Source organism: Plantactinospora sp. KBS50, assembly GCF_002285795.1.
In the GTDB taxonomy this organism is placed as follows: Bacteria; Actinomycetota; Actinomycetes; order Mycobacteriales; family Micromonosporaceae; genus KBS50.
In genome coordinates this window covers 3,864,407-3,884,926 of record NZ_CP022961.1, presented here as the reverse complement: position 1 = coordinate 3,884,926, position 20,520 = coordinate 3,864,407, and the positions used below count along the sequence as shown (strand labels likewise).

Below are 20,520 nucleotides of genomic sequence, written 5' to 3'. Positions count from 1 at the left end.
CGTTATCCTGCCTGATCGTCGGGGGTGCGCACGGGGAACTCCCGATCGAGCGCGAGGTTGAGTTCCAGCACGTTGACCGCGGGCGCGCCGATGAAGCCGAGCGCCCGGCCGGTGGTGTGCTCCCGTACCAGCCGCCGGAGTGCCGCCGGGTCCGCACCGCGTTCCCGGGCCACCCGCTCGACCTGGATGTCGGCGTACCCGGGGCTGATGTCCGGGTCGAGGCCGCTGCCGCTGGCGGTGACCGCGTCGGCCGGTACCGCCGGGCGGGCGGGTGCGTCGCCCCGGACCGGGGTGATGACCCCGCCCTCGGCGCGGTAGTCGTGGCCGGGCGTCGCCAGCTCGACCGGCACCCCCTCGTAGCTGGCGAGGAACGGCGTGCCGGGTGCGGCCTGGTTGACGCTGACCACCCGGGTGGCGGGGCCGGTGAGCCCGTCGCGGCGGAACACCGCCAGCACCGCGCCGACGCCGTCCGGGGTGCAGTACGGCCGCCGCCCGTCCACGTCGTCGAACTCGCCGACGGCCTTGCTGCGCGCGCAGACCCGGGTCAGCAGGCTCCGGGTGGACTCCGCGGGGCCGCCGGCGATGGTGTCGACGACGTCCTCCGGGCCGAGGTTGCTCGCCGAGGTGGAGGTCGGGTCGTAGCCGTCGCCGGCGGCCGACGGCCGGGACTGGAAGTAGCGCGGGATGGGGCTGCCGTCGGGGTCGGTGAACGACTGGCCGATGAGCCGGCTGCCGACGGTGCGGTCCGCGACCGTCACCGGCGATCCGTCCGCGCGGGCGGCCAGGCCGGGTAGCCGGCCGATGCCGACCATGGCCAGCGGGTAGGCCAGGCCGAGCAGCACGGTGCAGACGAGCAGCGCGCGCCCGGCGGCGAGGTGTTGGGCGAGCCAGGACGGTGGACGCATCACGAGATCCCCGGGATGAACTGGACGATCAGGTCAATGATCTTGATGCCGGCGAACGGCACGATGATGCCGCCCAGGCCGTACACCAGCAGGTTGCGCCGCAGCAGCCGCGACGCGCTGTCCGGCCGGTAGCGCACGCCGTGCAGGGCCAGCGGAATCAGCGCGACGATGATGACCGCGTTGAAGACGACCGCCGACAGGATCGCCGACTCCGGGCTGGCCAGCCGCATCACGTTGAGCCGGTCCAGGCTCGGGTAGATGCCGGCGAACATGGCCGGGACGATCGCGAAGTACTTGGCGATGTCGTTGGAGATGCTGAACGTGGTCAGCGCGCCACGGGTGATCAGCAACTGCTTGCCGATCTCCACGATCTCGATCAGCTTGGTCGGGTCGGAGTCGAGGTCGACCATGTTGCCGGCCTCCTTCGCGGCCGACGTACCGGTGTTCATCGCCACCCCGACATCGGCCTGGGCGAGCGCCGGGGCGTCGTTGGTGCCGTCGCCGGTCATCGCGACCAGCCGGCCGCCCTCCTGGTCCCGCTTGATCAGGGCGAGCTTGTCCTGCGGGGTGGCCTCCGCCAGGAAGTCGTCCACCCCGGCCTCCTCGGCGATGGCCTTCGCGGTACGCGGGTTGTCACCGGTGATCATCACGGTCCGGATGCCCATCCGGCGCATCTCGTCGAACCGCTCCCGCATGCCCGACTTGACGATGTCCTTCAGGTGGATCACCCCGAGCGCCCGCGCCGGCCGGCCCGCGACGTGCTCGGCGACCACCAGCGGGGTGCCGCCGATGCCACTGATCCCGTCGACGATCTGTCCCACCTGCTCGGTGGGGTGGCCGCCGTTGTCCCGGACCCACTTCATCACCGCGGACGCCGCGCCCTTGCGGACCTGCCGGGCCGGGCCGGCGCCGGGGCCGTCCGGGGCCAGGTCGACGCCGCTCATCCGGGTCTGGGCGGTGAACGGTACGAAGGTGGCGTGCGGGATGAGGCCCGGCTCGCGTTCCCGCAGCCCGAAGCGGTTCTTCGCGAGGACCACGATCGAGCGGCCCTCGGGGTCTCGTCGGCGAGGCTGGACAACTGCGCCGCGTCGGCGACCACGGCCACCGCCACCCCGTCGACCGGCACGAACTCGTCCGCCTGCCGGTTTCCCAGGGTGATGGTGCCGGTCTTGTCCAGCAGCAGGGTGTTCACGTCACCGGCCGCCTCGACCGCCCGGCCGCTCATGGCCAGCACATTGCGCTGCACCAGGCGGTCCATCCCGGCGATGCCGATCGCCGACAGCAGCGCCCCGATGGTGGTCGGGATCAGGCAGACCAGCAGCGACACCAGCACCACACCGTTGACACCGGCGTCGGTGACCGCGCCCGTGTCGGCGGCGGCCGCCTGGAAGCCCCTGGCGAAGATCGCAAGCGGCTGCAGGGTCACCACGGCCAGCAGGAAAATGATCGTGAGCGCGGCGAGCAGGATGTTCAGCGCGATCTCGTTCGGGGTCTTCTGCCGGTTCGCCCCCTCCACCAGGCGGATCATCCGGTCGATGAAACTGTCGCCCGGCCGCTGCGTGATCCGTACGACGATCCGGTCGGACAGCACCTTCGTGCCGCCGGTCACCGCGCTGCGGTCGCCGCCGGACTCGCGGATCACCGGCGCGGACTCGCCGGTGATCGCCGACTCGTCCACGCTGGCGATGCCCTCGACCACGTCCCCGTCACCGGGGACGACCTCGCCGGCCGTCACCACGACCACGTCGCCCTGCCGCAGTTGGGGGGCGGGCACCGACACGGTGCGGTAGCCGCCGGGTGCGGCCCCGGGGGTCCAGTCCAGCAGGCGGGTGGCGACGGTGTCGGTCCTGGCCTTCCGCAGCGCGGCGGCCTGGGCCTTGCCCCGGCCCTCGGCGACCGCCTCGGCCAGGTTCGCGAAGATCACCGTGAGCCAGAGCCAGGCCGCGATCGCCAGGGCGAACACCGACGGGTCGACCGCGGCGAGAACGGTGGTGAACAGCGCGCCGATCTCCACGATCAGCATCACCGGGTTGCGCCAGAGCGTGCGCGGGTCGAGTTTGCGGACCGCGTCGGGCAGGGCGCGGGCGAGGGTCATCTCGTTCTCTTTCATGGTCACAGTCCCTCAGCGAGGGGCCGAGTGCGAGCGCGGGCAGGAAGGTCAGCGCGACGAGGATCACCGTGACGCCGACGACCATTCCGACGAAGAGCGGCCGGTGGGTCGGCAGGGTGCCTGCGGAGGCGGGAACGGGTTGCTGGCGGGCCAGCGAACCGGCCAGCGCGAGCACCAGGACGATCGGCAGGAACCGGCCGAGCAGCATGGCCAGGCCCAGCGCGGTGTTCCACCACGGGGTGCTCACCGTCAGCCCGGCGAACGCGGAGCCGTTGTTGTTGCTCGCCGAGGTGAAGGCGTACAGCACCTCGGCGAGGCCGTGCGGGCCGGCGTTGAGCGCCGTGGAGCTGTTGCCGGTGGCGAAGGCGGCGGCGGTGCCGGTCAGCACCAGCGCCGGGGTGGTCAGGAAGTACAGCGACGCGAGCTTGATCTCCCGGGCGCCGATCTTCTTGCCGACGTACTCCGGCGTGCGCCCGACCATCAGGCCGGCGACGAACACGGTGATCACCGCGAGGATCAGCAGGCCGTACAGGCCCGCCCCGACCCCGCCGGGCGCGACCTCGCCGAGCATCATGTCGACGATCAGCACCCCGCCGCCCAGCGCGGTGTACGAGTCGTGGAACGAGTCGACCGAGCCGGTGGAGGTGAGCGTGGTGGCCGCGGCGAAGGTCGCCGAGTTCGACACGTCGAACCGCGTCTCCCTGCCCTCGAGCGCCGCGCCCACCGCCTGCGGGACCGTGCCCTGGTGCGCCAGCTCGAAGCCGTTGGTCAGGGCGATGCCGCCCAGCGCCAGGATCGCCATCACGGCGACGATCGCGTGGCCCTGCCGGTTCTGCCCGACCATCCGACCGAACACCCGGGGCAGGCTGACCGGGATCACCAGCAGCAGGAAGATCTCGACCCAGTTCGTCCAGCCCGTCGGGTTCTCGAACGGGTGGGCGCTGTTGACGTTGTAGAAGCCGCCGCCGTTGGTGCCGAGGTCCTTGATGGCCTCCTGGCTGGCGACCGGGCCGCCGGGGATGTGCTGGGTGGCCCCGCCCAGCGTGGTCGCGTCGGTGCCGGCGGACAGGTTCTGCACCGCCCCGCCGATCATGAGCACGATCGTGGCCAACACGCAGATCGGCAGCAGGATCCGTACGCTGATCCGGGTCAGGTCCACCCAGAAGTTGCCCAGGTGCCCGGTGCGGCCGCGGGCGAAGCCGCGGACCAGGGCGACCGCGACGGCGATGCCGACCGCCGCGGACGCGAAGTTCTGCACCGCCAGGCCGGCCATCTGCACCAGATGGCCCATGGTCGACTCGCCCGAGTACCACTGCCAGTTCGTGTTCGTCACGAACGACACCGCCGTGTTCCACGCCCCGTGCGCCACCACCGGGTCCATGCCCAGCGACAGCCACAGGCGGTCCTGCAGGCGCAGGAACGCGTACAGGAACAGGATCGACACCGCGGAGAAGGCCAGCAGGCTGCGCGCGTACACGCCCCAGGTCTGCTCGGCGGCCGGGTTCACCCCGACCAGGCGGTAGATCACCCGCTCGGCCCGAAGGTGCCGGCGGCCGGTGACCGCCCGGTACATGTGGTCGCCGAACGGCCGGAAGACGGCGGCCAGCGCCACCGCCAGGGACAGGACGAAGATGACGCCGGCGCCCGTCGTGGTCATCAGAACCGCTCCGGGAAGATCAGGGCGGCCACGAGCAGGACCGCCAGGCCGAGCGCCAGCACCAGCCCGACGATGTTCACCGTGCCGGTCACAGCCTCTCCACCCCCGCACCACGAGGGTGAGCACCGCGAACAGGCCCACCGTCAACAGCACGAACACCACGTCGGACACGCGCCGACCTCCTCTGACCGGACGTCTTCCGCGCACGGCCGGCCGGCCGTGCCCGGCAATCACAACGCGCCGGCCGGCGGACGGACAGGTGCCATAACGCGACCATGACGGCCGGCGGGCGATTCTTGACGCGTCTTTCACGCGGGCGCCGCCCGGCCCGCCCGGCGAGGTGCGCCGAGGGGCCGCGTGCCGATCAGGAGAAGAGTTTGAGGCCGACCACACCGGCGAGGATGAGCAGCAGCGAGAGGACGCGCGGCAGGCTCACCGCCTCGTCGAAGAGGATCATGCCGGCCAGCGCGGTGGCGGCCACGCCGATCCCGACCCAGACCGCGTAGCCGGTGCCGACCGGGATGCTGCGCAGCGCGTACCCGAGCCCGGCCATGCTGGCCAGCAGGCCCATCCCGAAGATCACGGTGGGCAGCGGGCGGGTCAGCCCGCCGGAACGGCCGAGCGCGACCGCCCACACCGACTCCAGCAGGCCGGAAACGATCAGAATCACCCAGGCCACGACGTACCTCTCCACACGGTCGTCTTGGCGGGCCGGGTACGACACGTCCTCGTCCGGGATGGCCGCGCGGCGCGGGCACCGCCGCCGAGGGTAGCCCAACCCGCGCCGGTCCGGCGCCGGGGCGGTGCTGGGACGGCGCCGGGGCGGTGTGCTGGGGCGGCGGGGCCGGCCGCCACCGGTGGCGGCCGGCCCCGCGCGGGAACTACTTGTCGAATTCGGCCAGGTCGGCGATCGCCTTGGCGGTACGGAAGTACTGGCTGCGACCGAGCTCGCCGATCGTCTTGATCCCCAGCGCCTCCTTGATGTGCGCCGCGGCACGGTCGCTGACCCCCGCGAGGGCGGCGACCGGGGCGTCGACGAGTTCGGCCAGGGGCTTGTCCTGGTAGTCCTTGTCGAGCAGCTTGACGAGGTTGGCGGTAACTGGCACGAACACTCCCCACGGGTCCTCGGCCCGGCGGGTTGCCGGACCCGGCCGGCATCCTATCCATATAGGACGCAAGGGGGTCAGGCCGTCTCGGCCGGATAGCGGACGCCGAGGGTACGCCGGGCGCCGTCGATCACCTCAAGGACGGCGATGCTGTCCGCCAGCGGCAGGGTCGGGCTCTCCGTCCGCCCCTGCGCCACACAGCGCGCGACCTCGGCGATCTCGTACTGGAAGCCGTTGCGCACCACGCCGTCGTACTCGTGGACCGTGCCGTCGGCGGTGTGCAGGCGCAGCGTGGTGGGGCGCAGGAACGGCCCGTCGAAGGTGACCCGGCCCTGCGTGCCGAGCACGCTGGCGCCGATGCCGGACAGCGCCCACAGGCAGGTGTTGACGCTGGCCTGCCGCCGTCCACCGTGGTGCATCGCGAGGGTGACCTGACCGTCGACCCCGGTCCGGGTGAGCGAGCCCACCACCTCGACCCGCCCGGGCCGCCCGAGCAGGTCCTGCACCAGCGCCAGCGGGTACACCCCGAGGTCCAGCAGGGCGCCGCCGGCCAGCGCCGGGTCGTAGAGCCGGTGCCGCGGGTCGTACGCGAAGCGTTGCGCGTGCTCGGCGTGCACGTGCAGCAGGTCGCCGAGGTCACCGGCGGCCACGAGGTCGCGCAGCCGCGCCATGTGCGGCAGGAAGCGGGTCCACATCGCCTCCATCGCGAAGACGCCGGCCGCCGCGGCGGCGCGGGCGAGGGCGCGTCCCTGTCCGGCGTTGACCGCCAGCGGCTTCTCGACCAGTACGGGCTTGCCGGCGCCGATCGCGAGCAGCGCGTGTTCGAGGTGGAACACGTGCGGGGTGGCGACGTACACGGCCTGCACGTTCGGGTCTTCGACGAGCGACCGGTAGCTGCCGTGCGCGGTGTCGATGCCGTGTTCGGTGGCGAAGGCCGCGGCCTTGTCCGCGGCCCGGGAACCCACCGCCACCACGGTCGAGCGGGTGTGCCGGGAGACGGCGTTGACGAACTTGCCGGCGATGAAACCCGCGCCGAGGACGCCCCAGTTGAGGGCGGGCGCGGTAACCGGGTCGGGCGGGATGCTCATCTGGCTGCTCCACTCCTGGTCGCGGTCCTACTCGCGGAAGCGGGCGCTCCCGCCCCACACCCGCGTCGTCGCGGGCGGTGTGTACGCGCCCGCGTCGTCGCGGGCGGTCTCGCATGCGCCCGCGTCGTCGCGGGCGGTGTCGCATCAGTTGGCGAGGGACAGGCCGCCGTCGACGGTGACGATCTCGCCGGTCACGTAGTCGGCCTCGACCAGCGCCAGCACCATGCCCGCGACGTCGGCGGGGGAGCCGATCCGCCCCAGCGGCGCCAGCGCGAGCACCTCCTGCTGCCGGTCGCCCCAGCCGCGGGTCCACGGGGTGTCGATCAGCCCGGGTGCGACCGCGTTGACCCGGATGTCCGGGCCGAGCGCCTTGGCCAGCGCCCGGGTGAGCTGGTTGAGCGCCGCCTTGGAGACCGAGTAGGGCAGGGAACTGCCGGTGACCCGGATGCCGGCCATCGAGGAGATGTTCACCACCGCGCCGATCGGCGAGGCCCGCAGGTGCGGCGCCGCGGCCTTGACGACGTTCCAGGCGCCCACCACGTTGACCCCGAGGATGCGGTTCCAGTCGGCCACGCTGATCCCGTCGAGGTCGTGGTGCGGCACGTTCTTGGTCGCGCCGGCGCAGTTCACCACGATGTCCAGGCGGCCGTACCGGTCCAGCACCCCGGCGACCACGTCGGCCACCGCCGACTCGTCGGCCACGTCGCCGACCAGATGCGGTACGGCCCGGCCGGCCAGCCGGACCGGCTCGGCGGGGCGGGTACGCGAGTTGAGCGCGACCCGGCAGCCCGCCTCGGCCAGCCGTTGCGCGATGCCCTGCCCGATCCCCGAGGTGGAGCCGGTGACCAGCGCGACCGCGTCGCGTACGGCGGTCATCGGGGCTCTCCCGCGGCGCCCAGCCGGAACGAGCGGGACAGCTTGCCGGCGGAGTTGCGGGGCAGGGCGTCCACGATGACGAACCGGGCCGGACGCTTGTACCCGGCGAGCCGGCGGGCGCACAGCTGGCGCAGTTCCTCTTCGAGCCAGTCGGTCGCCGCCGCCTCCACGTACGCGACGAGGCGCTGGCCGAGGCGTTCGCTGCGGGTGCCGCGCACGACCACCTCGCGCACCGCCGGGTGCTCCCGCAGCACCAGCTCGACCTCGACCGGGTAGACGTTCTGGCCGCCGACCACCACCATGTCGTCGGCCCGCCCGGCCAGCACCAGGGAGCCGTCCGGGTCGATCCGGCCCAGGTCGCCGGAGGACTCCCAGGCGGTGGCGTTGGCCTGGTAGGCGGCCGTGCCGCCGCCGAGCGGGACCGCGTACGGCCGGCCGCGCTTCTGCACCTGGCCGATCCGCCCGTCCGGCACCGGCCGGCCGTCCGGGCCGACGATCCGGACCGCGGTGCCCAGCGTGGGCATCCCGACCAGCCCCTCCCGGTGGTCGCCGGTGCGGTGTTCCAGCCAGCTCACCCAGCCCAGCTCGGTGGAGCCGTAGTACTCGATCAGCCGGCCGGTCCCGGTGGCCAGCACCCGGTCGCGCAGGCTGACGTTCAGCGCCGCGCCGGCGCAGACCAGCAGGCCGAGGGCGGTCAGCGGCCGGCCGGTGCGTTCGGCGTGCCGGTACAGGTCGTGCACCATCGTGGGCACCATCGCCGACCAGCCGGCGGGCCGGTCCCCGGTGAGCCAGTCCGCCGCGGCGGCCGGGTCGTAGCGTTCGACGAGGGCCACCGTGCCGCCGGAGGCGAGCTGGCCGACGGCGTGGCTGAAGCCGATCCCGTGCGCCACGGGGGAGAGCGACACGTGCACCGGGTACGCCGACCAGCCCCACTCGTACGCGTTGAGCAGCGAGTTGGTCAGCAGCCGCTCGTGCGAGACGGCGAACAGCCGCGGCGTGCCGGTGCTGCCCCCGGTGGTGGAGACCCAGCAGGTCGAGTCGGCGCGCGGCACGCCCGGGTCGGGTCCGTCGACCCGGTCTGCCGGCGGCGGCGCGACCCGGAACCGGCGCCCGCCCCGCGCGCCCAGGCGCTCGGCGCGGGCCGCCCCGACCCCGGGGGTGACCACGCAGGCCGCCGCGTCGGCCTTGTCGACCAGCGCGAACAGTTCACCGTCGGTGAGCGCCGGGCTGAGCGGCATGAGCGCCGCGCCCAGGTAGCCGGCGGCGATCAGGTACTCGAAGACGACTGTCTCGTTGAAGCAGACGATCGCCACGATGCCGCCGCTGGCCACCCCCGCGTCGGCCAGTTCGGCGATCCGGCCGGTGCCGCGTTCGTGCAGCTCGCGGAAGGACACCGGGTCGTTGCCCAGCAGCGCGGGACGCCGCGCGGTACGGGCCGAGGCGGCCAGCGCGGCCACGGTGCCGGGGAAGGTGATCATGCCGCGGCCTCCGTGGTCGGGGCGACGAACCGGGTCACGCAGTCGGCCACGCAGCACGGCTTGTCCAGGCCGTCGGCCCGGATCGTCACCCGGGTCTGCACGGTGCTGTGGCCGGCCGCCGGGCGGACCGAGCGGACCTGCGCCCGCGCCCGCACCAGCGACCCGCTGCGCACGGGGGCGGGGAACCGGACCCGGTCCAGGCCGTAGTTGATCGCCATGGCGGCGTCGTCCACGGCCAGCAGCTCGCCGAAGAAGTGCGACAGCAGGGACAGGGTGAGGAAGCCGTGCCCGATGGTGGTGCCGAACGGGCCGCCGGCGGCCCGCCGCGGGTCGACGTGGATCCACTGCTCGTCCAGGGTGCACCGGGCGAACCCGTCGATCCGGCGCTGGTCGATCCGGACCGGGGCGGTGGGTCCCAGCGGGCGGTCCACCAGGCCGGGCAGGTCCGCCAGGCACACGTGCACGGTCATCGCCAGTACCCGTTCACGGTCCACCCGCCGTCCACCACCAGCGCCTGCCCGGTGGTGAACGAGGACTGCCCGCCGAGCAGGAACAGCGCGGCGCCGACCACGTCGGCGGTGCTGCCGAAGCGGCGCAGCGGGGTCCGTCCCTCGATGACGTCCAGCCGCAGCACCCCGCGCTCGATCAGGTCCTCGGTGAGGTCGGTGCGGATGTAGCCGGGGGCGATGGCGTTGACCCGGATGCCCAGCGGCCCCCACTCGGTCGCCAGCGCCCGGGTGAGCCCGAGCACCGCGGACTTGGCGGCGATGTACGCGGCGCGCTGCGGCTGGCCGGTGAACGAGGTCATCGAGGCGATCGAGACGATGCTGCCGCCGCCGCGCTCGGCCATGATCCGCGCGGCGGCCTGGGCGCAGGCGAACACGCCTGTGACGTTGACGTCGAGGATCCGGGCGAAGTCGTCGAGCGGGAACTCCAGCGAGTCGCCGACCTTCGTGATGCCGGCGTTGTTGACCACGCCGTCGAACCGGCCCCACCTGTCGAGCACCGCGGCGAACGCGTCGGGCACCGCGGCCGGGTCCGCCAGGTCGATCGCGACGCCCATGGTGCGGCCGGTGCCGTCGTTGAACCGGGCCACCCCGTCCGGGTCGCGGGCCACGACGCAGACCCGGGCGCCGGCCTCCAGCAGTCCCCGGGTGATCGCCGCGCCGATGCCGCGGGTGCCGCCGGTGACCACGTACACCCGGTCGGCGTGCGGACCGGCCGCGGCCGGACCGGCCGCCGCGGGTACGGCGGGGGTGGTCATCAGAAGATCCTGCCGCACAGGAAGGCGCCGTCCGGGTCGATCCGGCGGATCGTGGCCAGCTCGTCCCCGGTGGGCACCGGGGTGACCGGTACGTCCGGCGGCCAGAGCAGCTCGAAGCCGGTCTCCTCGGTCAGCCGTTCCCGGGTCACCCCGGGTGCAGCGACACCACCCGCATCCGCCGGGACTCCGGGTGGAAGTCGAGCACCGCCAGGTCGGTGAAGACCTTCGCCGGGCCGCCGCCGATCAGGCCGAGCCGCTCGCGGTGCCCCGGCCCGTCGCCGTAGCCGAACGCGGACCGGTAGTCCACCTTCTCGACGAAGGTGCGCCGGGCGTGCGGCAGGATGATGATCGTCCGCTTGGCGTTGGCCGCGTGGTCGGGCTGGGCGATGCCGCCCACCAGGCGCACCTTCGGCTGGTGGTAGTCGCCGATGGCCACGCTGTTGAGGTTGCCGTACCTGTCGATCTGGGCGCCGGAGATGAAGCCCACGCTCATCTTGCCGCGCTTGAACCCGTCCAGGCAGGTCTCCACCGGCAGGTTCGCCGAGGCCGGCCAGGTCAGCAGGTTGCGGTCCTCGAAGCAGCGGGGAGCGTTCTCGATGTCCGGCTCCAGGGCCACCCCGTACTGGGCGATGAAGTCGATCCCGCGGCGGTGCGCGAGCGCGACCGCGACGCTCGGGATGCCCACCGCGAACGCGAACGAGCGCCCGCCGGTGCCCAGCCCGATGAAGCCCAGGCCGCCGTCCTCCAACTCGGCCGAGACCTGCACGGCGAGCAGTTCCTCGATGGTGTGGTTCATGCGGCGTCAGCCCCCTGGATCGTCGACGGTGCGGTGGCGGCGGTCAGCAGCCCGGCCACGCCCACCCGGTCCAGGTAGGCCCAGTGGTCGGCCACGGACGTGACCCGGTCGGCCAGGTAGTCCTCGAAGCCCTCGGCGGTCCCGGCCGCCTCCTGGTAGCGGCGCAGTTCGGCCTGGTCGTAGCCGTACCGGGCGTCGCAGCAGCAGGGGTGCGCGCCGAACGGGGCGTGCACGACCGCGGTGACGTACTCGCGGGGCAGGAAGGTGCGGCGCGGGTTGGCCCGGATGTGGTCGGTGCTGACCACCTCCTCCACCGAGACGATGACGTGCTTGCCGGCCCGGCCGATGAACGGGTCGACCGTGTTGTCGCCCCAGTTCGCCTCGTCCAGTTGCACGTTGCCGTGCACGTCGGCGCAGTGCGCGTGCAGGATCACGAAGTCCGGCTCGACGCCGCGCACCGCGGCGTAGGTCTGCCCGGTGAACGGCGAGGTGATCTCCACGAGCCCGTCGTTGTACGTCATCAGGTCGGTGCCCAGCGGCGTGCGGTTGGGCAGGAAGTCCACGCCGAGCGCGGTGGCCCGGAACATGTCGATCGCGGTGGTCTCGGAGTGGTCGACGGTCCGCACCCGGCCGGACTCGACGTGCCGGCGCAGGTTGCGGGCCAGTCCGAGCGGCCCCATGCCGACGTACGAGGTCTCCACCGCGCGGGCGCAGCCGGCGCCCACGAGCATGTCCATGTCGATGCCGTTGTTCCAGCCCAGCAGGTGCAGGTCGCGTTTGCGCTGCCGGATGATCTCGCGGACCAGGGCCATCGGGTGCCGGCGCAGGGTGTGACCGCCGATGGCCACGGTCGCGCCGTCGGGAATGACGGAGACGGCCTCGGACGCGGTGACGAGGCGCTCCGGGATGCGGGATCCGGGCACGGGTCCTCCTATCGGTTTCGGTTGGGCTTGAGGTAGACGCCGTCCGGGTCGATCCGGGTCCGCAGGATGTCCAGTTCGGCGGCGCTGGGCGGCGGGGTTTCGTGCAGGTCCGGCGCGGTGCCCACGTCGAAGCCGGTGGCGGCGTACACGTCGTCGACGGTGACCCCCGGGTGCACCGTGGCGATCACCATCTCCCGGGTGGCGGGGTCGAAGCCGAACTCGCACAGGTCGGTGACGACGCCCACCGGGCCGCCGCCGGGCAGGCCGGCCCGCTCCCGGGCGCCGGGGCCGGTGAGGTGGCCGGGGGTGGTCAGGTAGTCGACCCGCTCCACGAAGGTGCGCCGGCTGTGCCGGGCGACGATCAGGTGCCGCCGGGCGCAGCTGGCGATGTCGTTGGCGCCGCCGCTGCCCGGCAGCCGGGTGGACGGCCGCTGGTAGGAGCCGATCGCCGTGGTGTTGACGTTGCCGAACCTGTCGATCTGGGCGCAGCCCAGCACCCCCAGGTCGACCCGGCCGCCGTGCAGCATGAGCAGGCTGTCCAGCATGCCGCTGGTGCGCCGGGCGGTGGAGATCAGCCGCGGGTCGCCGACCGCCTTGGCGATGCTGCGCGGCCGGGGGTCCAGCACCCCGGACTCGAACATCAGCGCGACGCCGGGGGCGTGGGTGGCCTTGGCCAGGTACGCGGCCACCATGGGCAGCCCGGTGCCGATGAACACGGTGTCCCCGTCGGCGATGTGCCGCGCGGTGACCACCGTCATGATCTCGTCGGCGGTGAAACCGGCGGAGATGCGGTCGCTCATGCCGTCCCCCTGGCGATCTTGAGCGTGGGATCGACCCGCAGGCCGAACAGGCGCTGGCTGCCCAGCGTGGCCAGGTACGCGGCGTGGTCGGGGTGGGCGAGCACGTGCGCGGCGAGGTAGTCGGCCACCGTGTCCGGGTCCCGCGAGGCGGTGTAGTACTCCGCCATGGCGGCCGGATCCTCGTCGTACTCGCCGTACATGCCGCCCGGGTGCGCGCCGTACGGGGTGTGCACGACGGCGTCCACGAAGATCCCGGGCACGGTCACCACCTGGTTCTCGGCGGTGATCTCCTCGGCCGGGACGATCCGTTCGGCGGTGACCACCACCGTGCGGGCCGAGCGGACCTGCGCGTCGATCACCGAGATGGCGCCGTACACGATGCCGTTGCCCTGCTCGTCGGCCTTGTTCACGTGGATGACGGCGACGTCCGGGCGCAGCGCCGCGACCGCGCCGGTCTCCTCGTCGCCGAACGGCGAGCGGACGCGCGCGTACTTGGGCGCCGGGCCGGTCTGCACGGCCGTCAGGTCGGTGCCGGCCATCGAGCGCACCGGCAGGAACGGCACGTCCCAGGCGCCGGCCAGCAGCCGCAGCGACAGCGCCAGGTGGCTGTGGTCGTCCACGGCCACGCTGCCCTGCTCCACCGCCCGGCTGATCGCGCGGCACCGGCCCAGCCCCTCGAACATCAGGTTGGACAGGTTGATCCGGGACACCCGCTGCGCGGCGACCAGGAACTCGGCCGGCCAGCACTCGGCCACCGCGTGCAGGGTGAGGTCCCCGGTGCCCTGGCGGATCAGCTCGCGGACGAAGGCCAGCGGGTGCCCCGCGTGGCCGAACCCGCTGAAGCTCAGCGTCGCGCCCGGTGGGACCAGCCGTGCGGCGGCCGCCAGGTCGCACAGCTTGCTGCGTGCAGTCATCGTCACCTTCCTCGAACGCCGGTCAGCAGGTGGCCGGTCACTGTGCGGTCAGCCCGCCGTCGACGGGCAGGTCGACGCCGGTGATGAAGCTGGACTCGTCGGAGAGCAGGAAGCGCACCGCGTACGCGATGTCCTCGGCCCGGCCGAGCCGCCCGGCCGGCACCTGGGCGACCAGCCGGGCCTCCAGCGCGGCGATGCCGCTGGCGTCGGCCTTCGGCCCGACCACCTGGACCATCCGGTTGCTCATCGGACCGGGATGGACGCTGTTGACCCGGATGCCCTCGGCGGCGAACTCGGTGGCGGCCGACTTGCTCAGCAGCCGCATGCCGCCCTTGGACGCCTGGTACGCGGTGCCGCCGCCCCGGCCGACCAGCGCGTCCACCGAGCCGACGTTGACGATCGACCCGCCGCCGGCGGCGCGCAGCGCCGGTACCGCGGCCCGCACCCCGAGCCAGGCGCCGGTGAGGTTGATCCGCAGGGTCCGCTCCCAGACCTCCGGTTCGGTGTTCTCGACTCCGGTACGGCTGAGCACCGCCGCGTAGTTGGCCAGCCCGTCGAGCCGGCCGAACTCCCGCACGGCGGTCTCCACCACGGTGCCCCACGAGTCCTCGTCGCCGACGTCGGCGCCGACCGGTACGGCCGCGCCGCCGGCCCGGGTGACCTCGTCGTCCCTTCCGATCTCGGCGGCGACCGCCGTGACCGCCTCGGCGGACAGGTCGGCAAGCACCACCCGGGCGCCCGAGGCGGCGAAGAGCTGGGCGGCGACCCGGCCCTGGGCTCCGGCGGCCCCGGCCACGATCACCACCTTGCCGGGCAGGGCGGGTCGCTGCCGCGGCACCGTGTTCGTCGCGCTCATCGCCGGCTCACCTCGACATCTCCCTGCGTCCAGGACCGCCGGACCGCGTCCAGCGTCAGCGCGTTCTCCAGCGCGTCCGCCGGGGTGATCCGGGGGGCGACGCCGTCCCGGACGACCGCGGCGAAGTGGTCGATCTCCAGCTCGTACTGGTCGGCGAACGGGGTGGACCCGGTGGTCCACGAGCCGTCGGGCAGTTGCCGCTCGATGTCGAACGGCGCCTGCGCGGCGCGGATCCGGAAGGCGTTGGCCATCCGGATCCGCCCGCCGGTGCCGAGGATCTCCACGTGCCCGCCGCCGGGCACGTCCAGCGCGGCGTAGAACTGCCCGGTCACCCCGTTGTCGAAGTCCACCTGGCCGGAGACCGTGGTCTCCACGGCCCGCCCCGGTGCGGACCGGCACCAGCTGCGGACCCGCTCCGGCCGGCCGCCGGCGTAGGTGCGCATCCCGCTCACGCAGTACGAGCCCAGGTCGCTGACCACCCCGCCGCCCAGGCGGGGGTCCAGCCGCAGGTCGTCGTCCACCGAGCCGCTGCGTACGTCGCCGGCCGCGGCCAGGTCGAAGGTGTACGTCGCGCGGACCAGCCGGACCTCGCCGATCCCGCCGGCGGCGATCAGCCCGAGGACCCGGTCCACCCGGGGGTGGAAGCGCCACATGAACGCCTCCATCAGCACCCGGTCGGCCTCGGCCGCCGCCTCGTTCATCCGCCGCACGTCCGCCCCGCTCATCGCCATCGGCTTCTCGCACAGCACGTGCTTGCCGGCGGCCAGCGCGGCGATGGTCCACTGCGCGTGCAGCGCGTTGGGCACCGCGACGTAGACGGCCTCCACGTCCGGGTCGGCCAGCAGCCGCTCGTACGAGTCGTAGGCCCTCGGCGCGTCCAGCGCGCCGGCCAGTTTCTCGGCGGCCGGCAGTCGCCGGCTGGCGACCGCCTGGACCCGGTTGCGTGGCGAGCGCAGCATCGCCGGACCCATCTCGGCCTCGACGATCTTGGCGGCGCCCAGGATGCCCCAGCGCAGCTGCTCGGTGCTCATCGGTAGTGCTCCCTCAACTCGATTGCGCAGCCGTGTGCGGCCGCCGGGTGCAGGTAGGCGGCCCAGCCGTGCGGGCTGCGCCAGGGTTGCGCGTCGACCATCCGGACGTCCCGCGACACGAGGCGTTCGACGGCGCCGTGGATGTCGGCGACCTGGTAGCAGACGTGGTGCAGCCCCTCGCCGCGGCGGGCCAGGAACCGGGGCAGCGGGCCGGTGTCGCCGGTGGGTGCGAGCAGTTCGACCCGGCCGGTGCCGGCCGTGAGGAACTGCACCGCGGTGTCCCGGCCGGCCAGGTCGATCGGTTCGCCGTCCAGTTCCATGCCGAGTTCCTCGACGTAGAACCGGGCCGCCTCGTCCAGCGAGCGCACGACGAGGCCGACGTGGTCGATGCCGCGTACCGCGACGGCGGGTGGGACGGCGGGTGCGGGGTGCCGGTGGGTCGTCATCAGTGCACCCCCGCGGTGGCCAGTCGCAGCATGTAGCGCTGGGAGAAGCCGAACATCAGGATCATCGGCAGGGCGCCCACGATGGAGGCCGCAGCCAGCGGGCCGACCAGCGACAGGTAGTCCTGCTGGAAGGTCGTCACGTAGACCGGGAACGTCATGGTCGCCGGTCCGGCCAGCGTCGCCACCACGATGTAGTCCACGAAGACCAGCAGCGCGGCGAGGATGCCGGTGGCGGCGATGCCGGGCCGCACGATGGGCAGCACCACCGAGCCGAAGGTGCGCATCATGCCGGCGCCGTCGACCCCGGCGGCCTCCTCGACCTGGATCGGTACGGCGTCGAAGAAGACCCGCATGGTCCAGATCGAGTACGGCAGGGCCAGCGGCACCAGCGCGAGGATCACGCCGATCAGGGTGTTGAGCAGGCCGGTGCGGCTGAAGATGATGTAGTACGGCAGCACCAGGGCCACCGGCGGCACGCCGCGCAGCACGAACGAGGCCAGGTAGAGCCCACGGCCCAGCCGCCGGTGCCGCAGGTGGGACAGGGCGTACGCGGCCGGCACCGCGAACACCAGCGCGAGCGCGGTGGAGGCGACCGTGACCACCACGCTGTTCACCAGCGCCGGCCAGATGACGTTGACCCCGTTCAGCACGGACTCGAAGTGCGCGAACGTCACGCTGCTGGGCAGGTGGAAGCCGTCCACGGTGACCCCGGCCGGGGTCAGCGCGATGGCGAAGAGGAAGTACAGCGGCATCAGCACCCAGGCGAGGATGACGGCCAGGATGACGCCGCGGATGATTCTGTTCGCGCGGCTGGCCCGCAGGCGGCTCATGACAGGGCCCCTTCCTTCTGGGTGCGCTGCCAGTAGAGGACGGCGCCGACCGACAGCAGCGAGCTGATCAGCAGCATCACGATGGCCAGGGCGGAGCCGAAGCCGTAGTTGAGGAACTTGAACGCCTGCTCGTAGATGTAGGTGCTCATCAGGTGCGTGCTGCCCTGCGGCCCGCCCTGGGTCATCACCCAGACGAACGGGAAGGACAGGAACGAGTCGACCGCCTTGAAGCTGAGCGTCACGAAGATGATCGGGCGCATCAGCGGCAGGATGATGTGCCGCAGCCGCTGGAAGTAGCTGGCGCCGTCCACCATGGACGCCTCCAGCGCCGACCGGTCGAGGTAGTCCAGCCCGCCGCTGAGCAGCAGGAAGACCCAGGGCGACCAGGCCCAGATGACGGTCACGATGATCGCCCACAGGGCCAGGTCCGGGTTGCCCAGCGGCGGGTCGATGAGCCCGTCCAGGTGCAGGGCGCGCAGGAACTGCTGGTTGGGCGGCGCCCACATGGTGGTGCGCCAGAAGACGGCGCTGGCGGTCGGGATGATGAGGATCGGCAGCATGAAGACCATCCGGAAGACCCGCGCGGCGCGCGGGCGCATCTCGAACAGCAGCAGCGCCTGGGTCATCCCGACGAGGAAGTCGAAGGCGATCACGACGGCCACGTAGACCAGCGTGCGGACCAGTGACCTGACGAACTCCGGGTCGCCGCCGCGGAGGATGTCGACGTAGTTGGCCAGGCCGATGAACTCGTCCAGGCCGCGGGCCAGGTCGTAGTGCCGCAGGCTGAGATAGAAGGTGTAGCCCAGCGGTACGACGATGAGCAGCAGGATCGTGACGGCCGCCGGAAGTAGGAACCAGTAGAACCTGCGGTCGCGCGTCCGGGCCTTGCGCCGGGCGTCGACGGGCGGCTTCTCGGTGGCGGGTGCGGACCCGCGCACGGGCGCCCCGGCGTCGACGGTCGTGCTTCGACCGGCCATGGCGGGCACCTCCTTTGTCGGGTGGGGTGGTGCGGGTGCGGGTGCGGGTGCGGGCGCTTTTCGCGACGCCGGCGGGTCGGAGGCGACCCGCCGGCGTCACCGGGGACGGTCAGTCGACCAGGCCCGAGGCCTTGATCTCCTCCTGCATCGCCTCGCCGCTCTGCTTCGCGTACTCCTCGGGCGTGAGGTTGCCCTGGAAGAGCTTGTCGACCAGCGGGAGGTTGACCTTCTGCCGCACCCGGCCGGTCGCGGTCGTGACCTTGTACGGCTTGCTGTGCTCCACCGCGTCGGCCACGCCCTGCGGCACCGTGCCCTGCTCCACCGACCAGGCGAGCAGGTTCTTGTCGGTGGGCACGTACACGCCCTGGCCCTCGCTCAGCGCCAGCTTCTGGTTCTCCTCCGACATGACCCACTGCAGGAACGTCCAGGACGCGTCCTTGTGCTTGCTGCACTCGGGGATGCCGCGGCCCCAGTAGAACGTGATGCCACCGGCGCCGGAGGTGAAGTTCGGCGGCTCGAACGACCCGCTCTTGCCGATCTTCGACACCACCTCCGGGGCGGAGAACTGCGCCCACGGCAGGTAGATGTGGTCGTAGATCATGGCGGCGTTGCCGGCCGTGTAGAACGAGGTGGCCTCACCGGTGGCCATCGAGGTGACGTCCTTGGGGGCGTACCCGTTCTTGACCAGGTCGGTCAGCCAGCGCGCCGAGTCGACGACGGCCGCCTGGTTGCCGGTGTTCGCCGGTCCCCACAGCGCGTTGTTGTCCTCGGCCTGGTAGCCGTTCACGCCGTGCCGGAAGATGACGTCGGCCAGCGTGGTCTCGCCGGAGTCGCCCTGGCCGGAGAAGACGATGCCGTACTGGGTGCCCCGGCCGGTGAAGAACTCCGCCAGGTCCACGAGCTGCTGCGGCGTGGTCGGCGGGGTCGGGATGTCGTAGCCGTACTTTGCCTTGAAGTCCTTCTTGTTGGTGGCGTCGTTGAACAGGTCCTCGCGGTAGGCGATGCCCTTGGCGCCCGAGTAGAAGGGGTAGTAGGCCACCTTGCCGTCGAACTGCATGGCGCCCTCGGTCCAGCCGACCTGGGAGGAGAACAGCTTCTCGGCGCTGGAGCCGGACTTCTCCAGGTACGGGGTCAGGTCCGCCATCTTCGGCGCGGCGCCGGCCAGCGCCCCGTCCAGCAGTTCCACGTTGTCGTACGTGCACGCGCCCACCGAGACGTCGCGCTGGAACGCGCCCTCGATGTCGGTGGTGCCGACCTGGTCGAGTTGGACGGTGATGCCGGTCTGCGCGGTGAACTCCGACAGCTTGTCCCAGACCGGCTTGAACTGCTGGTGTCCGGAGCTGACGAGGACCTTGATGGTGGTGCTCTCGTCGTCGTCGCCGGCGCCCGAGGTGGAGCAGGCGGCCAGCGGTAGGGCAATGGTGAGCGAGGCCGCGAGGGCGGCTCCGCGGAAGAGTTTGCGCTGAGTCATGGTCGAGCCTTTCGACTGCCCACGCCCGCGGGGGGATGGGTAAAAGGTGATAGGACTCTTTTTTGCGGCTATCGATGGATCTCGACCCAGACCGACATCTCGGGCTGGGACCAGGTACGGGCGAACTCGACCGGATGGTTCGCGCTGTCGCGCGACAGCCGCTCGGTTGCCAGCAGGGGCGTCGCCACCGCGACGTCGAGCAGTTCGGCGTGCCATGCCTCGGCGGCGACGGCGAACATCCGCTGCTCCGCGCGTTCGAGCGTCACGCCGGCGTTCGCCAGGTACTGGTAGAGGGATTGGTCGGTCAGGTCGTCCCGGGCGAGCCCGGGAGCGAGTCGAAGGGGAATGAACGCCTGTTGCAGGGACGCGGGTGCGCCATCCACCGTGCGTACGCGCAGCAGCTCGACCACCGTGCCGTTCCACGACATGGCCAGTGCCTCGGCCACATCGGGAGCCGGTCGGATCTCGCGCTGCCTGACCACCCGTCCGCGTACGGCCGCTCCGCTCAGCTCCTGGCTGAAGCTCTGCAACCGTTGTACGGAACGGGATATCGGCCGCGTCCGGACGACGAACGTGCCCGACCCACGTCGGCGGACCACCAGCCCCTCGCGGACCAGCCCGTCGATGGCGTGCCGCACGGTCATGTGCGCCACCCCGAACCGCTGGACAAGTTGCCGCTCGGTGGGCATCCGGTCCCCCGGAGCCAGAGCCCCGCGCTCCAACTCCTGGCGCAGTGCATGACGGATCCGTTGATAGCTGGGGAGCCCAACGTCAGTCATACATCGCAACCTATACTCTAGTTATCTAGATGACTTGTCCAGGAAAGCTAGCCCGGGGTGAACCCCGTGTCAAGAAGTTGTTTCGAAACATCTTCCGGGCCTGTTGCGGCTGGGTAACCGGTCCGTGGGCCCACTGCTCTAGACAACTAGGTGATAGGCGTTAAGCTGGACCCGCTCACCGGCAGCACGACTTCCCCGCAGCGCTGTTGACCG

The 20,520-nt window shown here is 72.2% G+C and carries 21 protein-coding genes, 2 pseudogenes and 1 riboswitch; all 23 genes and pseudogenes read right to left on the bottom strand.

Annotation, left to right across the window (positions count from 1 at the left end; translation table 11 throughout):
* Positions 1-2: 2 nt before the first annotated feature.
* The 23 genes and pseudogenes from CIK06_RS16925 to CIK06_RS16820 all read right to left on the bottom strand — a co-directional run bounded on the left by CIK06_RS16925 (position 3) and on the right by CIK06_RS16820 (position 20,307).
* Complete coding sequence (locus tag CIK06_RS16925; RefSeq protein ID WP_095565641.1) at positions 3-905, bottom strand: potassium-transporting ATPase subunit C; 903 nt, start codon at positions 903-905, stop codon at positions 3-5.
* A pseudogene (kdpB, locus tag CIK06_RS16920) lies at positions 905-3,015 on the bottom strand (potassium-transporting ATPase subunit KdpB). Before kdpB ends, CIK06_RS16925 begins: the two are co-directional and overlap by 1 nt.
* Before the next feature lie 2 nt (positions 3,016-3,017).
* Positions 3,018-4,672: pseudogene (kdpA, locus tag CIK06_RS16915) on the bottom strand (potassium-transporting ATPase subunit KdpA).
* The gene (gene kdpF, locus CIK06_RS16910; RefSeq protein WP_095565640.1) at positions 4,672-4,764 is read right to left on the bottom strand and encodes a K(+)-transporting ATPase subunit F; all 93 of its coding nucleotides are present in this window, start codon (positions 4,762-4,764) and stop codon (positions 4,672-4,674) included. Before kdpF ends, kdpA begins: the two are co-directional and overlap by 1 nt.
* Before the next feature lie 272 nt (positions 4,765-5,036).
* On the bottom strand, positions 5,037-5,351 hold the full coding sequence (locus CIK06_RS16905) for a multidrug efflux SMR transporter (RefSeq protein WP_095567912.1): 315 nt from the start codon (positions 5,349-5,351) through the stop codon (positions 5,037-5,039).
* Positions 5,352-5,364: 13 nt separating this feature from the next.
* A riboswitch (guanidine-III (ykkC-III) riboswitch) is annotated at positions 5,365-5,431 on the bottom strand.
* Positions 5,432-5,553: 122 nt separating this feature from the next.
* Positions 5,554-5,778 (bottom strand): hypothetical protein, encoded by a 225-nt coding sequence (locus CIK06_RS16900; protein ID WP_095567911.1) that lies wholly within the window; start codon positions 5,776-5,778, stop codon positions 5,554-5,556.
* Between the two features lie 77 nt (positions 5,779-5,855).
* Entirely contained in the window at positions 5,856-6,866 is a 1,011-nt protein-coding gene (locus CIK06_RS16895) for a Gfo/Idh/MocA family protein (RefSeq protein WP_095565639.1), read from the bottom strand.
* Positions 6,867-7,010: 144 nt separating this feature from the next.
* Positions 7,011-7,742: an SDR family NAD(P)-dependent oxidoreductase gene (locus CIK06_RS16890; protein ID WP_095565638.1), complete on the bottom strand. Its 732-nt coding sequence runs from the start codon at positions 7,740-7,742 to the stop codon at positions 7,011-7,013.
* Positions 7,739-9,220 carry a class I adenylate-forming enzyme family protein gene (locus tag CIK06_RS16885; RefSeq protein ID WP_095565637.1) on the bottom strand — a complete coding sequence of 494 codons (1,482 nt, stop codon included), beginning with the start codon at positions 9,218-9,220 and terminating at the stop codon, positions 7,739-7,741. Before CIK06_RS16885 ends, CIK06_RS16890 begins: the two co-directional genes overlap by 4 nt.
* Positions 9,217-9,714 (bottom strand): MaoC family dehydratase, encoded by a 498-nt coding sequence (locus CIK06_RS16880; protein WP_232533672.1) that lies wholly within the window; start codon positions 9,712-9,714, stop codon positions 9,217-9,219. The genes CIK06_RS16885 and CIK06_RS16880 overlap by 4 nt, the downstream gene beginning before the upstream one ends.
* The gene (locus tag CIK06_RS16875) at positions 9,687-10,484 is read right to left on the bottom strand and encodes an SDR family NAD(P)-dependent oxidoreductase (protein ID WP_095565636.1); all 798 of its coding nucleotides are present in this window, start codon (positions 10,482-10,484) and stop codon (positions 9,687-9,689) included. Before CIK06_RS16875 ends, CIK06_RS16880 begins: the two co-directional genes overlap by 28 nt.
* Positions 10,484-10,633 carry a hypothetical protein gene (locus CIK06_RS29470; protein ID WP_157756805.1) on the bottom strand — a complete coding sequence of 50 codons (150 nt, stop codon included), beginning with the start codon at positions 10,631-10,633 and terminating at the stop codon, positions 10,484-10,486. The genes CIK06_RS16875 and CIK06_RS29470 overlap by 1 nt, the downstream gene beginning before the upstream one ends.
* Entirely contained in the window at positions 10,630-11,280 is a 651-nt protein-coding gene (locus CIK06_RS16870) for a CoA-transferase (protein WP_095565635.1), read from the bottom strand. Before CIK06_RS16870 ends, CIK06_RS29470 begins: the two co-directional genes overlap by 4 nt.
* Positions 11,277-12,203, bottom strand: coding sequence for a CoA transferase subunit A (locus CIK06_RS16865; RefSeq protein ID WP_198347901.1), 927 nt, complete (start codon positions 12,201-12,203; stop codon positions 11,277-11,279). The genes CIK06_RS16870 and CIK06_RS16865 overlap by 4 nt, the downstream gene beginning before the upstream one ends.
* A gap of 8 nt (positions 12,204-12,211) precedes the next feature.
* Complete coding sequence (locus tag CIK06_RS16860) at positions 12,212-13,003, bottom strand: CoA-transferase subunit beta (protein WP_095565633.1); 792 nt, start codon at positions 13,001-13,003, stop codon at positions 12,212-12,214.
* Positions 13,000-13,917, bottom strand: coding sequence for a CoA transferase subunit A (locus tag CIK06_RS16855; protein ID WP_095565632.1), 918 nt, complete (start codon positions 13,915-13,917; stop codon positions 13,000-13,002). Before CIK06_RS16855 ends, CIK06_RS16860 begins: the two co-directional genes overlap by 4 nt.
* A 37-nt stretch (positions 13,918-13,954) precedes the next feature.
* Positions 13,955-14,773: an SDR family NAD(P)-dependent oxidoreductase gene (locus CIK06_RS16850; protein WP_095565631.1), complete on the bottom strand. Its 819-nt coding sequence runs from the start codon at positions 14,771-14,773 to the stop codon at positions 13,955-13,957.
* On the bottom strand, positions 14,770-15,804 hold the full coding sequence (locus CIK06_RS16845; protein ID WP_095565630.1) for a Gfo/Idh/MocA family protein: 1,035 nt from the start codon (positions 15,802-15,804) through the stop codon (positions 14,770-14,772). Before CIK06_RS16845 ends, CIK06_RS16850 begins: the two co-directional genes overlap by 4 nt.
* Positions 15,801-16,250 carry a VOC family protein gene (locus CIK06_RS16840; protein ID WP_095565629.1) on the bottom strand — a complete coding sequence of 150 codons (450 nt, stop codon included), beginning with the start codon at positions 16,248-16,250 and terminating at the stop codon, positions 15,801-15,803. The genes CIK06_RS16845 and CIK06_RS16840 overlap by 4 nt, the downstream gene beginning before the upstream one ends.
* A complete protein-coding gene (locus CIK06_RS16835) occupies positions 16,250-17,080 on the bottom strand; it encodes a carbohydrate ABC transporter permease (RefSeq protein ID WP_095565628.1) in 831 nt (276 codons plus the stop codon). Before CIK06_RS16835 ends, CIK06_RS16840 begins: the two co-directional genes overlap by 1 nt.
* Positions 17,077-18,057, bottom strand: coding sequence for a carbohydrate ABC transporter permease (locus CIK06_RS16830; protein ID WP_095565627.1), 981 nt, complete (start codon positions 18,055-18,057; stop codon positions 17,077-17,079). The genes CIK06_RS16835 and CIK06_RS16830 overlap by 4 nt, the downstream gene beginning before the upstream one ends.
* A gap of 109 nt (positions 18,058-18,166) precedes the next feature.
* Positions 18,167-19,528, bottom strand: coding sequence for an ABC transporter substrate-binding protein (locus tag CIK06_RS16825; RefSeq protein ID WP_095565626.1), 1,362 nt, complete (start codon positions 19,526-19,528; stop codon positions 18,167-18,169).
* A gap of 68 nt (positions 19,529-19,596) precedes the next feature.
* Positions 19,597-20,307 (bottom strand): GntR family transcriptional regulator, encoded by a 711-nt coding sequence (locus CIK06_RS16820; protein WP_095565625.1) that lies wholly within the window; start codon positions 20,305-20,307, stop codon positions 19,597-19,599.
* Between the last annotated feature and the right edge of the window lie 213 nt (positions 20,308-20,520).